Source organism: Amycolatopsis sp. A1MSW2902, assembly GCF_017312175.1.
In the GTDB taxonomy this organism is placed as follows: domain Bacteria; phylum Actinomycetota; class Actinomycetes; order Mycobacteriales; family Pseudonocardiaceae; genus Amycolatopsis; species Amycolatopsis nivea.
Genome location: NZ_QJPO01000001.1, coordinates 364794 through 378004 on the forward strand (window position 1 = coordinate 364794; position 13211 = coordinate 378004).

Consider the following 13211-nt stretch of genomic DNA (forward strand, 5'->3'; position numbering starts at 1 on the left):
AGACCCGCGAAGTGACAGTCGTCGTGCGGATGCTGGCCGGCCGCATCCTCGCCCTGATCCCGCTGCTGCTCGGCGTGATCCTGTTCGTGTTCATCGTGATGCGGTTCTCGCCGGTCGACCCGGCGATGGCCGCGTTCAACGGCGCCAACGCCACCGCTGACCAGCTCCAGCAGTTCCGTGAGCAGAACGGCCTGCTCGACCCGTTGCCGCTGCAGTACGTGCACTTCGTGTGGCATCTGCTGCAGGGCGACTTCGGGACGAGCGTGATCACCAAGGAGCCGGTGGGCCAGACCATCGCCACCGCGCTCCCGCTCACCGTGCAGCTGACCCTGCTCGGCCTGGCGCTGGCGCTCGTCGTCTCGGTCGTGCTCGGCGTGACCTCGGCGCTGTTCCGCGGCCGCTGGCCGGACCACCTGATCCGGTTCGTGACGCTCGCCGGCGTCGCCGCCCCGGCGTTCTGGATCGCGCTGCTGCTGGTGCAGTGGCTGGCGGTCGGCAAGGGCCTGTTCCCCACCAGCGGCTACGTCAGCCCGGCGGATTCGTTCTCCGGCTGGCTGAACTCGCTGACGCTGCCCGCGATCGCGCTGGCCGCGCCGGTCGCCGCGCAGCTGACCCGGGTGATCCGCACGTCGATGGTCGAGGAACTCGACAAGGACTACGTGCGCACCGCACGCGGCGGCGGGCTGCCGCCGGTCGTCGTGGTCGGGCGGAACGTGCTGCGCAACGCCCTGGTCAACCCGCTGACCGTGCTCGGCCTGCGGGTCGGCTACCTGCTCGGCGGCGCGGTGGTGATCGAGACGATGTTCGCGCTGCCCGGCATGGGCCAGAACATGATCCAGGCCGTGCAGGACGGCGACACCGCCAAGGTGCAGGGCTTCGTGATCACCATCGCGGCCGGGTTCGTGCTCGTGAACCTGATCGTCGACGTGCTCTACCTCGTCGCCAACCCCCGTCTGCGGAGCCGCTCGTGATGCGCCCGGTCCTCCGCCCGAACCTGACCGCCCGGCTCTCCCGGCCCGGCGTCCGGTTCCGGCGGCTTCCCCTGTCCTCGTGGATCGCGCTGGGCGTGCTGATCGTGCTCGGGCTCGTCGCGGTCCTCGGCACCGTCGTGGCCACGCACAATCCGGATCTGCTCAGCACCGACACCGGCGGGCCCAGCGCGGCGCACTGGTTCGGCACCGACCAGTCCGGCCGCGACATCTTCTCCCGGCTCGTCGCGGGGACCCGCTGGTCGCTCGCGATCGGCCTCGGCGCGACGCTGCTGGCGCTGGTCGCGGGCGTCGTCGTCGGCTCGTTCGCGGCGACGTCCGGCCGCCGGGCCGACGGACTGGTCATGCGGGTCCTCGACGTCCTGATGGCCTTCCCCGGCATCGCGCTCGCCGCGGTGCTGGTGGCGGTGTTCGGCCGCGGCATCCTGGTGCTGATCCTCGCCATCGGCTTCCTCAACATGGCTCCGGTGGCGCGGGTGGTGCGGGCGAACGTGCTCGCGCAGTACGGCGAGGACTACGTCGCGGCGGAGCGGGTGATCGGGGCGAAACGGCTGTTCATCCTCGCCCGGCACGTCGCGGTCAACTGCGCCGCGCCGATCCTCGTGTACTGCACGGTGACCGTGGCGGACGCGATCGTGTTCGAGGCGTCGCTGTCGTTCATTGGGGCGGGGATCCAGCCACCTGATCCGTCGTGGGGTTCGGTGCTGTCGGACGGCAAGGACCTTGTGCTGACCGGCGGCTGGTGGGCGACGCTGTTCCCCGGCCTGCTGATCCTGGCGACGGTGCTGGCGTTGAACATCCTTTCCGAGGGGATCTCCGACGCTTGGGCCGCGCCGTCGGCCCTCACCGCGAAGGCGGCCGAGGCGGCGCAGCAGATCGAACTGGCCCCCGAAACGGTTCCGGCAGTGCTGCCGCTGCGTGGTCTGCGCGAAGCCGGGCAACGGCTGGCGGCGAAGGCGAGGGATCTGTCCGGCCGGGAAACCGTGCTGGCGGTGGAGAATCTCGCGATCTCGTTCCCGGACCGGCACAACGGCGTCAACGTCGTCGACGGAGTGTCCTTTTCGGTCCGTTCCGGCGAGGTGCTGGGGCTGGTCGGCGAATCGGGCTGCGGGAAATCGCTGACCGCGCTGTCGATCATGGGCCTGCAGCCGGACGCCGCGAGGCTCAGCGGCGAGATCCGGTTCGCGGGCGACGACCTGCTGACCATGAAGCCGAACGTCCGCCGCCGGCACCTCGGGCACGACCTGGCGATGGTGTACCAGGACGCGCTCAGCTCGCTGAACCCGGCGATGACGATCCGCGCGCAGCTCAAGCAGTTCACCCGGCGCGGCGGCACGCGCACGCCGGAAGAGCTGCTCGAACTGGTCAACCTCGATCCCGGCCGGACGCTGCGGGCGTATCCGCACGAGCTTTCCGGCGGGCAGCGGCAGCGCGTGCTCATCGCGATGGCGCTGTCGCGCAGCCCAAAGCTGATCGTGGCCGACGAGCCGACGACGGCGCTCGACGTGACCGTGCAGGCGCAGATCATGGCGCTTTTGCTGCGGTTGCAGGAGGAACTGGGCTTCGCGCTGGTGCTGGTATCACACGACCTCGCGCTGGTATCCGACATCGCCGACCGCGTTGTGGTGATGTACGGCGGGCAGGTCGCCGAGACCGGCGCGACCGCGGCTGTCGTCGGCGCGCCGCGGCACCACTACACGCGCGGCCTGCTCAGCGCGGTGCTGTCGCTGGAGGAGAACGAAGCGAAGCTCACCCAGATCAAGGGCGTCGTGCCCGCACCGGCGGACTTCCCGCCCGGCTGCCGGTTCGCGAGCCGGTGTCCCGCCGCTCGCGGGCACTGCTTCGAGGTCGCGCCTGAGCCTTCGGGCAACGGACATCTCGTGGCTTGCCACTATCCCGCCGAGAGCCCCGTCGCGGCTATGGCAGAAGGAGCGCAGGCATGAGCCTCGTCGAGGTCGACGGCGTGCATGTGGTGCACAAGATCCGCGGGTCCGGCCTGTTCGGGCACGACCGGGTCTACGCGCTCACCGACGCGACCCTCGCCATCGCGAAGGGCGAAACCGTCGGCGTGGTCGGGGAATCCGGCTGCGGAAAGTCCACTTTGGCCAAAGTGCTGGTCGGGCTTCAGAAGCCAACCTCCGGCACCGTGCGCTACGACGGGAAACCGCTGTCCGCGTTGCGTCCGGCCGAACTGGGCCGCACAGTCGGCATGATCTTCCAGGACCCGTCGACCGCGCTGAACCGGCGGCTGCCCGTTTCGAAGATCCTGCGCGACCCGCTCGACGTGCACCAGATCGGCACGGCCGAGGAGCGCGTCGAACGGGTCCGGGAGCTGATGAACCTCGTCGGCCTGCCGTCGAGCGTGGCCGACGCGCTGCCGTCGCAACTGTCCGGCGGACAGCGGCAGCGCGTGGCGATCGCCCGCGCGCTCGCCTTGCGGCCGGCGTTGCTGGTGGCCGACGAACCGACGTCCGCTTTGGACGTTTCGGTGCGCGCGCAGATCCTGAACCTGTTGCTGGAACTGCGCGAACAGCTCGAACTGGCGATGGTGTTCGTGTCGCACGACATCCAGACCGTGCGCCGGATGAGCGACCGCATCGTGACGATGTACCTCGGCCGGATCGTCGAACAGGCCCCGGCCGCGGAACTGCCGCACCACGCGCATCATCCGTACACGCGGGCGCTGTTTTCGGCGACGCCGAGCCTGTTGCACCCGGTGGAACCGATTGTCCTCAGTGGACCGGTGCCGTCGGCGACCGCGCCGCCGCCCGGCTGCCCGTTCCACACGCGCTGCCCGAAAGCCACCGATGAGTGCTCCCTCGCCTTGCCACCGCAGTCCGGGCCGGACGAGCACACGTACCGCTGCATCCATCCCGAGATCACGACCGGAGTGACCGCCTCATGACTGCGCCCAAGTTCGCCGGCATCATCCCGCCGCTGTGCACGCCGTTCCATGACGATTTCACCGTGGACACGGCGTCGCTGCGGCGGCACATCGAAGTCCAGCTCGACGCCGGCGTGCACGGGATCTTCGTGCTCGGATCGTCCAGCGAGGTCGCCTTCCTGCCCGACGACCAGCGCCGGATCACCGTCGAAACCGCGGTCGACCAGGTCGCCGGGCGGGTCCCGGTGCTCGCCGGCTGTATCGACATGACGACCCTGCGCGTCGCGGAGCACGTGAAGACCGCCGAAGCGGCCGGCGCGGACGCCATCGTGGTGACCGCGCCGTACTACACGCGCACGCACGTCGCGGAGATCGACCGGCACTTCCGGCTCCTGCACGAGCGGACGTCGCTGCCGATTTTCGCCTACGACATCCCGGTGGCCGTGCACACGAAGCTCGACCGCGACATGGTGCTGAACCTGGCCGCGGACGGCGTTCTGGCCGGGCTCAAGGATTCCAGCGGCGACGAAGCCGGGTTCCGGATGGTCCTGCAGCAGCGCCGCGAACGGGGGCTGGAGCAGTTCGCCGTGTTCACCGGATCCGAACTGCTCGTGGACTCCGCGCTCGCGCAGGGCGCGGACGGCGCGGTGCCGGGACTCGGAAACGTCGACCCGGTCGGCTATGTGCTGATCTACGACCACTTCCGCGGCGGCAACCCGCAGGCCGCGCGACGCGAGCAGGAACGGCTGCTGACGCTGTTCAGCATCACCGACGTGGCGCCGCCGAACCGGATGGGCCGCGGCTCGGCCGCGCTCGGCGCGTTCAAGGCGTCGATGAAGATGCGCGGATTCATCGACAACGCGGTGATGGCGCCGCCGCAGCTCCCCCTCAACGACGACGAACTGCTGCAGATCAAGGGAAAACTAGCGGAAGCGGGTCTCCTCTGATGGATCGGCTGTACTACGGCGGGGATTACAACCCCGAGCATTGGTCGCCCGACGTGTGGGCGGAAGATCTGAAACTGATGGCCGAGGCGTCGGTTTCGATGGTGACGGTCGGGATTTTCTCCTGGGCGCAGGTGGAACCGCGGCCGGGCGAATTCGATTTCGGCTGGTTCGACACGGTGATGGACAACCTCGCCGCCGGCGGGGTCCGCGCTTGTCTCGCCACCATGACGGCCTCGCCGCCGCCGTGGCTTTCCCACCAGTATCCGGAAATCCTGCCGGTGCGCGCGGACGGGACCCGGCTGTCCGCCGGTGCGCGGCAGCAGTTCTGCCCGTCCAGCCCGGTGTTCCGCGAGCACGCCGCCCGGCTGGTCGAACAGGTCGCTACCCGGTACGCCGGGCATCCGGCGCTGGAAATGTGGCACATCGGCAACGAATTCGGCTGCCACATCCGCGCCTGCTATTGCGACGAGTCCGCAGTGGACTTCCGGCGCTGGCTTACCGAGCGCTACGGCAGCATCGAGGCGTTGAACGACGCCTGGAGCACGACTTTCTGGTCGCAGCGGTACTCCGAGTTCGCCGAGATCCAGCCGCCGCGCGTCGCGCCGACCTTCCCGAATCCGGCGCACCAGCTGGACTACCACCGGTTCTCCTCCGACGCGTCGCTCGGCTGCTACCTCAACGAGCGCGAGGTGCTGGCCCGGATCACCCCGGACGTCCCGGTGACCACGAACTTCGTCGGCCTGGTGCAGAAGTCGCTCGACTGGAACAAGTGGGTGCCGCACGAGGACATCGTGAGCCTCGACTCCTACCCCGACCCGTACGATCCGCGCGGGCACCTGGAAGCGGCCTTCGCCTACGACCTGGTCCGGTCCATCAAGGACGGTCAGCCGTGGCTGTTGCTGGAGCAGGCGCCGAGCGCGGTCAACTGGCGCACCCGCAACAGCCCGAAGCCGCCGGGGACGATGCGGCTGGGCAGCTGGCAGGCGGTCGCCCGCGGCGCGGACGCGGTGTTGTTCTTCCAGTGGCGGCAGACCCCGGGCGGGGCCGAGAAGTTCCACTCCGCGATGGTGCCGCACGGCGGCCCGGACACCCGGACGTTCCGCGAGGTGCGCGACCTCGGCCAGGAGTTGGCGTCGCTGCCGCAGCTGGCGGACAGCCGGGTCAAGGCCGACGTTGCGGTCCTCCACGACTGGAACAGCTGGTGGGCGCTGGAACTGAACTCGCATCCGTCGGACGACCTCAGCCAGCTCGACGCGCATCTCGCGCACTACGCGCCGCTCTTCGACGCGAACGTCACCTGCGACGTCGTGCACCCGTCACGCGATCTGTCCGGGTACCGGCTCGTCGTTGTCCCCAATCTGTACCTGATGGACAGTGCGGTCGCGGCCAATCTCCGCTCCTATGTGGAGGGTGGCGGACATCTGGCGGTGTCGTTCTTCTCCGGCATCGCCGACGAGAACGACCGGGTGTACACCGGCGGCTATCCCGCGCCCCTGCGGGACATTCTCGGCCTGCGCGTCGACGAGTTCTGGCCGCTGCCCGAAGGTGGTTCCACCACGCTCGACCTCGACGGCACGACCGTCGGCGCCACGATCTGGTCCGAATGGATCGAAGCCGAAGGCGCGGACGTCGTCGCCACCTTCGCCGAAGGCCCGCTGGCCGGTCGTCCCGCGATCACGCGGCACGAGTTCGGCTCCGGGGTCGCGTGGTACCTCGGCACCCGGCCGGACGCGGACGTCATGCGCACGCTTTTCGACCGGATCACCGCCGAGGCCGGAGTTTCGCCGGTGCTGCCCGGGTTGCCGGACGGTGTCCAGGCGATCGTGCGGCACGGTGCCGACGACTATCTGTTCCTGCTCAACCACAACGATGCAGCCGTCACCGTTTCGCTGCCTTCCCCTGGTACCGACTTGCTCACCGATCCCGCTCAGCCATCGTCCGAAGTGGAACTGGCCGCACACGGCGTGGCCGTCCTTTCCGGACAGTTCGGAACGGAGACCAGATGAGAACCGCCCTTCGCGTGGTGCTGGCGTTCGTGCTGCTGGCTTTCCTCGCTCCCGCCGGTGCGGCCCAAGCCGCGCCGCAATTCGATCAGCAAGCGCTCTTCAACCCGCATCAGGAAACCGGATACGCGTGTTTCCGCATCCCGGCGATCGTCCGCAGCACGCACGGCACGCTGCTGGCCTTCGCCGAGGGCCGCAAGAACAACTGCGGCGACACCGGCGACATCGACCTGGTGCTGAAGCGCTCGAGCGACGGCGGGACTACCTGGTCGCCGCTGCAGGTAGTCAACCGCGGTGGCGGGGACACCCACGGCAACCCGGTGCCCATTGTGGACACCAAGACCGGCCGGATCGTCCTGATCACCACGTACAACAAGGGCCGCACCGACGACAAGGGCTGTGACGTGCCGTGCCCGCGCACGCCGCATTCGCAGTACAGCACCGACGACGGCCGCACCTGGTCCACGCCGGTCGACATCAGCGCGCAGGCGAAGCTGCCCGCGTGGGATTCCTGGTACGCCTCGGGTCCGGTGCACGGCATCCAGCTCCAGCACGGCCAGCACGCGGGCCGGCTCGTCTTCGGCGTGAACGCCGAACGCAGTGACGGCACTAATTCCGTCGAAAACTACGCCGGGCTCATCTACAGCGACGACGGCGGTTCCTCCTGGCACGTCGGCGCTGTCGACAACTACCTGCATCCGGTGGGCGGCACCTTTACGCAAAAGCCGTCGGAAGTCAGTGTCGTGGAACTGCCGGACGGCACGATTTACGCCGGGGGCCGCGAGCAAAGCGGCACCGACATCGGCAACCGCGACTACGCGTTGAGCCGGGACGGCGGCGAAACGTTCTCCCAGCGCTTCACCACGATCCCCGACCTCGTGACGCCGATGGTGCAAGGTTCCCTGCTGCGCCTGGACCGTCCCGGCGGCAAGCGGATCCTGTTCGCCTCCCCCGCCGACACCGACCGGCGCCGGTGGATGACCATCCGTTCGTCCTATGACGACGGTCGCACGTGGGAAAACGCGGACCAGGGCACGCGGATCACGACGGACTGGTCGGGCTACTCCGACCTGGTCCAGCTCAGCGGCCCGCAGGACCGGAACGCGAAGATCGGCCTGATGTACGAGGGCGGCGCGGTGGACGCCCGCGACGAGATCCGCTTCGCCCGTTTCGACGAGAACTACCTCGGCTGGAAGCGTTCGCCGGGAGTGTCCACTCCGGACGTCGCAAGTAGACAGTCCGCGCGCATCCTCGGCGACGCCAAGCTGGTTCCCGGCAAGTTCGGCAAAGCGGTCCAGCTGAAGAACGGCTTCGTCCGCGTCCCGTACTCGCCGGCGCAACTGGTCGGCTCAGGCGACTTCACTTTCTCCACCTGGGTCAACTACGGCGCATCGAAGGACCCGCAGCCGCTGCTGTGGCTGGGCGGAATGGGCTCCACCGCTCCGCAGCTGTGGCTCCGCGCCGAACCCGCGTCGCATCGCCTGATCGCGATGATGACGACTGCGGCCGGGAGCAAATCGGTCACCACGCAGTCAGCGTACGACGATCAGAAGTGGCATCACGTGGCGCTTCAACGATCGGGCGGCCAGCTCCGCATCCTGGTCGACGGTGCGGTAGCCGCGTCCGGTCCGGACTCGCCCGGGTCGGTCACCCAGACCGTCTCGTTCCAGCTGTGGCTGGGCGAACGTCTGGACGGCGCGCAGCACCTGTCCGGCGCGCTGGACGACAGCCGCCTGTTCCGGCGGGCACTGTCCACTGCGGACCTGGCCGCCGTCCGCGCCGGGAAACCGGTCCCGGGCGCGGTCATGGAACTGCCCTTCGACCGGTAACGCACCGGCTGAAGCCGGGTGACTGCCACCCGGCTTCAGCCGTGCAACGCGAGATACGGCGCGATCCCGACCAACACCGCGATGAGGGCGGCTTTGAGCGTTTTGGTCGGCAGAGCGTGCGCGATCCGCCATCCGATCAAGACCCCCGCCAACTCAGGGATCCCGACAATCGCCGCCAGCCGCCAATCGACCGCGCCGTGCAGGACATACCCGAGTGTCCCGACGCTGGCGATCACCACCGACTGCACCTGCGCCGCCGCGAGCGCCCCGAGCACCGGCATCCCGGCGACGACCAGCAACGGCACCGCCAGCATCGGCCCGCCGACGCCGACCAGCCCCGCGACCACCGCGACGCCCGCCCCGATCGCCCCCGCGACCGGCAGCCCGACCGCCCGCTCCCGCCCCTTCAGCCCGACGAACACCGCCACGACCAGCGCGAACCCGCCGAGCACGATCCCGAACACCTTGGTGGACACCCAGGAGTTCAGCAGCACCCCCAGCGGCGTCCCGACGAACGCGGCCGCGGCGAGAACTCGCGCCACCCGCCGGGTTTCGGGTTCCCGCAACTGTCCGGAGTGGACAAACGCGGCACTGCCGAGGATCCCGGTGGCCACATGCGTGACGATCGCGGTGCCCGCCACCTGCGCCGGGGTGAGCGAGGTGAAGACGAACAACCCGACCGTCGCGAGCACCCCGCCCGGCCCGACGGCGGTGATGCCGATCCCGGCCAGCAATCCGGTGACAATGAGCGCGGCGATCACCTCGGGCACCTCCGGAAGTCGTTCTCTCTTCTGCGCTCCGCCGCGGGGTCGGCTTGTCCGCGCCCGGTCCGCCGCCGGGGATCGCGGCGCACTCCCGCCCGCCGGACGTCGCTCTCTGTTCCGCACTCCGCCGCGCGGTCACCTTGTCCGCGCCCGGTCCGCCACCGGGAATCGCAGCGCACTCCCGCCCACCGGACGTCGCTCTCTCTTCCGCGCTCCGCCGCGCGGTCACCTTGTCCGCGCCCGGTCCGCCACCGGAAACCGCAGCCCACTCCCACCCGCCGGACGTCGCTCTCTCTTCCGCACTCGCCCGCGGAGCCACCCGGCCCACGCCCACTCCGCCACCAGAAGCCGTTCGCTCTTCCGCGCTCCGCCGCGGGGTCACCCTGTCCGCGCCCGGTCCGCCACCGGGAACCGCAACGCACTCCCACCCGCCGGAAGCCGCTCTCTCTTCCGCACTCCGCCGCACGGTCACCCAGCCCGCACCCACCCCGCCGCCAGAAACCGCAGCGCACTCGGGCGTCGTGCGTGTTTGTGCCGGTAAGAACTGGCATAACCACGCACCAGGCTCGCCGGATCACGCTGCCCCGCGTTGCAAGGTCGCGCGCAGCGTGAGGCGGTCCGCGCGGATGTGCAGCCACTCCGCGTCGACCGGTCGTCCGTCCGGCAGCCGGGTCAACCGGTCCAGCGCGAACACCGCCGTCCCCGGCGCGATGTCCAGCAGCGCGGCCGTATCCGGCCCGGCGGACACCGCGTGCACCTCGACCTCCGCCCGCCCCAGCCGGATGCCGTTCGTCTCCTCCAGGAGCGCGAACAGGTCCCGGTGCGCCAGGTCCTTCCCCAGCAACGGAATCCCCAGATCCGCGACCAGATAGGTCGAGTCCAGCGACAACGGCGCCCCGCCCAGCCGCCGGACGCGCTCGAGATGCACGACCTGCTCCCCCGCCGCCAGGCCGAGCCGCTCGGCCACCGACGGCGGCGCGGCGACCGTCTCGGCGGTGCGCACCTCGTTCACGACCTCGCCGTGCCCTTCGAGCGCCTCCGCCAGCCCGGTCAGCCGATCGAGCCCGTGCCCGTATTTCGGCCGCACGACCAGTGTCCCGACGCCTTGCCTGCGCTCGACGAGCCCTTCGTCCCGCAGCAAGCCGAGCGCTTCCCGCACGACGTTCCGCGACGCGCCGAACCACTCGCCCAGCGCCCGTTCGCCCGGCAGCAGATCCCCGACCTCGCCCGCGACGATCCGCTGCCGCAACCCGTCGGCCACCTGCCGGGCCCGTTCCGCCCTCCGCTGCGTAGTCACCACTTCGGCGACGCTACCTGGATTTTGATTACGCCGAGGTTACGCCACCCGCATTGACCTGCGGAAACGCCGTGAGCAGCGGGAACGGCGACCCGGTGGCGCGTTCCGCCACCGCGAACCGGCCGGACGAGCGCGGACGCTCCGGCGGGATCGGAGCCGGGCTAGGCCAGCGGCCTCCGTCACCTTCGGCGGAGAGTTCCGTTGAGCCACCACCGCAAGCCCGCACCGCGATCGGCCGCAAGCCCGCAGCCCGCACCGCGACCGGCCGCAAAGCCGCACCGCGCACCGCGCACCGCGCACCGCGACCGACCGCAAGCCCCACCGCAACCGGCCGCAAGCCCGCACCGCCCCGCGCCTCAGCGTCCAGCCGCCGAAGCGCTCAGCAAATGCTCCCCAAGCTCGACGTCCAGCCCCACCACATCCCGTACTCGGCGAGGTTCCCCGCGTCGTTCAGGTGCACGTTGTCCGCCAGCCACGGGCTCGGGTTCGGCAGGTTCGCCGAGCCCGCGGGCGGGATGTACTGCCGCAGGTCGACGAGCGCCGTCCCCTTGGCGACCGCCGTCTCGTAGATCGACGAGGCGTACTGCGACCAGAAGTACTTCTGCGTCTGCCCGCCCCACGGGTTGGGCGTCCACTTCAGCTCGGCGTAGATCGACAGCAGGATGTCGACCCCGGGCCGCGCGGCGCGGATGTTGTCGATGACCTTGCCGAGGTTCGCCTTGAACACCGCCGGGTCGGTCTGCGAGATCAGCTCGTTGCCGCCGAGGTCGATGAGCACCAGGTCGGGCTGGCGCTGCGTGATGTCGGCGAGCGCGCCGGTCGTGTCGGGCCAGCGGCCGCCGGGGAGGTAGTCGGTGGCCATCGCGCCGTTGTGCGCGTAGTTCTTCGTGGTGGTGTTCCACTCGGCGTGCAGGTCGTTGGCGATTTTCGTGGTCCAGCCGTACGTGGTCGGCGCGTAAGTGTCCGTAGTGGACTGGTAGCCCGTGGTGCCGTAGCCGGTGTCGGCCGACGTGCCGAGGATCGCGATCTGCTCCTTTTTGGTGCACCAGGTGCTGGTCTGCCCGGCGTCGGCGGCGACGGCGGGGGACATCGCGATGCCGAAGCCGACCAGGGTCAGCAATGCCGCGACACGGGCTTTTCGCATGGGGACCGGGCCTTTCCGGGGAGGATGATCTGCGGATGTGTCGCGGCGGCCGCCCCGCGCGTTACCGGTGTGCCCGAACAGAAACCTGGATGCGGGGAGCGTCACGGTTCTGGCAGTCTCGAGGAGGTGAAGATCTTGTTCGCCACCGCGCCCGGGTACGGGCTCACCCTCCCGCTGATCCCGGTCGTCTGGGCCGCCCGCGCCGCCGGGCACGAGGTGCTGCTGGCCACCACCGCCGAGATCGCCGAGGTGTCCGCGCGCGCCGGGCTGCCGGTCGCCGACGTCTTCCCCGGCCGCGACATCTGGGCCGATCTGCTGGCGAACGTCAAGGACGGTTCCGCCCCGGACGCGGACGAACCCGAGGAATACCGGCTCGCGCGGCAGGCGCAGGGTCCGTTCGGGCTCTTCACCGCCGCCATGACCGAGGGCACCGTCGAAGCGGGCCGGGCGTTCGGCGCGGACCTGGTCGTCTACCCGTCCGACCACGGGGCCGGCGCGCTCGCCGCGGTCGCGCTCGGCGTGCCCGCGCTGGAGGTCGGCAACCGGATCTCGTGGTCGGCCAGGGACCTCTCGTGGCGCACCGAGCACGACGACTTCTTGAGCGGCGAGCTCGTCGCGCTGATGCGCGAGAAGCTCGGCATCGGCGACGCGCCGCCGAACGTCGTCGCCCGGATCGACCCGCGCGCGCCGAGCATGGGCGGGCTGCGCGCGGACGAGGAGCACGTCGACGAACGCGACGGCACGCCTTGGTGGCCGATGCAGTTCGTCCCTTACAACGGCGGGGCGGTGCTGCCGGAGTGGGCGCTGCGGAAGCCGGAACGGCCGCGGGTGGCGGTCACGCTGGGCACGGTGGTCCCGGCGATGACCGGGGTCAGCAGTTTGAAGGTCGTGCTGGACGCGCTCGGCGGGATGGACGTCGAGGTCGTCCTCGCGGCGGGCACCGCTGATCTGAGCGAGCTCGGCGAGCTTCCGGAGAACGTCCGGTCGGTGGGGTATCTGCCGCTCTCGGCGTTCTTGCCGGGGTGTTCCGCGATCGTGCACCACGGCGGGTCCGGGACTACCGCCGCGCCGTTGTTCTACGGGGTGCCGCAGGTGGTGTTGCCGAGTTTCGCGGACAATCCGATGTCGGCGGAGCGGGTGGTCGAGCGAGGCGTCGGGCTGAGCCATGATCCGTCCGCTGTGGACGTCGAGACGATGCGGAAACTGGTGCGGCAGGTGCTCGAGGACGATGCGTTCTCCACGGCGGCGGCCGAGGTGCGCGTGGAGATCGCCGGGCAGCCGAGCCCTTCCGACGTCATCGCGCGCGCCCTCGCCGCGTTGAGCTGAACCGGATCCGGCACCGCGCGGGGCGGAC

10 protein-coding genes are annotated in these 13211 nt (G+C 70.2%); 7 read left to right on the forward strand and 3 right to left on the reverse strand.

Annotation, left to right across the window (positions count from 1 at the left end; all coding sequences use genetic code 11):
• Positions 1 to 11: 11 nt before the first annotated feature.
• The 6 genes from DMP23_RS01755 to DMP23_RS01780 are packed head-to-tail and all read left to right on the forward strand — an operon-like array spanning position 12 to position 8652.
• Positions 12 to 971 (forward strand): ABC transporter permease, encoded by a 960-nt coding sequence (locus DMP23_RS01755; protein ID WP_037713542.1) that lies wholly within the window; start codon positions 12 to 14, stop codon positions 969 to 971.
• A complete protein-coding gene (locus DMP23_RS01760) occupies positions 971 to 2932 on the forward strand; it encodes a dipeptide/oligopeptide/nickel ABC transporter permease/ATP-binding protein (protein ID WP_337824340.1) in 1962 nt (653 codons plus the stop codon). Before DMP23_RS01755 ends, DMP23_RS01760 begins: the two co-directional genes overlap by 1 nt.
• On the forward strand, positions 2929 to 3894 hold the full coding sequence (locus DMP23_RS01765) for an ABC transporter ATP-binding protein (protein ID WP_337819948.1): 966 nt from the start codon (positions 2929 to 2931) through the stop codon (positions 3892 to 3894). The genes DMP23_RS01760 and DMP23_RS01765 overlap by 4 nt, the downstream gene beginning before the upstream one ends.
• Positions 3891 to 4820, forward strand: coding sequence for a dihydrodipicolinate synthase family protein (locus DMP23_RS01770; RefSeq protein ID WP_043833635.1), 930 nt, complete (start codon positions 3891 to 3893; stop codon positions 4818 to 4820). The genes DMP23_RS01765 and DMP23_RS01770 overlap by 4 nt, the downstream gene beginning before the upstream one ends.
• Positions 4820 to 6826, forward strand: coding sequence for a beta-galactosidase (locus DMP23_RS01775; protein ID WP_337819949.1), 2007 nt, complete (start codon positions 4820 to 4822; stop codon positions 6824 to 6826). Before DMP23_RS01770 ends, DMP23_RS01775 begins: the two co-directional genes overlap by 1 nt.
• Positions 6823 to 8652, forward strand: coding sequence for a sialidase family protein (locus DMP23_RS01780; RefSeq protein WP_337819950.1), 1830 nt, complete (start codon positions 6823 to 6825; stop codon positions 8650 to 8652). The genes DMP23_RS01775 and DMP23_RS01780 overlap by 4 nt, the downstream gene beginning before the upstream one ends.
• 35 nt (positions 8653 to 8687) lie before the next feature.
• Here DMP23_RS01780 and DMP23_RS01785 read toward each other — a convergent pair whose 3' ends face one another.
• The 3 genes from DMP23_RS01785 to DMP23_RS01795 form a co-directional block, all read right to left on the reverse strand.
• On the reverse strand, positions 8688 to 9422 hold the full coding sequence (locus tag DMP23_RS01785; protein ID WP_337819951.1) for a sulfite exporter TauE/SafE family protein: 735 nt from the start codon (positions 9420 to 9422) through the stop codon (positions 8688 to 8690).
• A gap of 568 nt (positions 9423 to 9990) precedes the next feature.
• A complete protein-coding gene (locus DMP23_RS01790) occupies positions 9991 to 10716 on the reverse strand; it encodes a GntR family transcriptional regulator (RefSeq protein ID WP_037818785.1) in 726 nt (241 codons plus the stop codon).
• A 376-nt stretch (positions 10717 to 11092) separates the two neighbouring features.
• The gene (locus DMP23_RS01795; RefSeq protein WP_337819952.1) at positions 11093 to 11857 is read right to left on the reverse strand and encodes an SGNH/GDSL hydrolase family protein; all 765 of its coding nucleotides are present in this window, start codon (positions 11855 to 11857) and stop codon (positions 11093 to 11095) included.
• Between the two features lie 126 nt (positions 11858 to 11983).
• Between DMP23_RS01795 and DMP23_RS01800 the strand changes: the two genes are divergently transcribed.
• Positions 11984 to 13183: a glycosyltransferase gene (locus DMP23_RS01800; RefSeq protein ID WP_337819953.1), complete on the forward strand. Its 1200-nt coding sequence runs from the start codon at positions 11984 to 11986 to the stop codon at positions 13181 to 13183.
• Positions 13184 to 13211 lie beyond the last annotated feature (28 nt).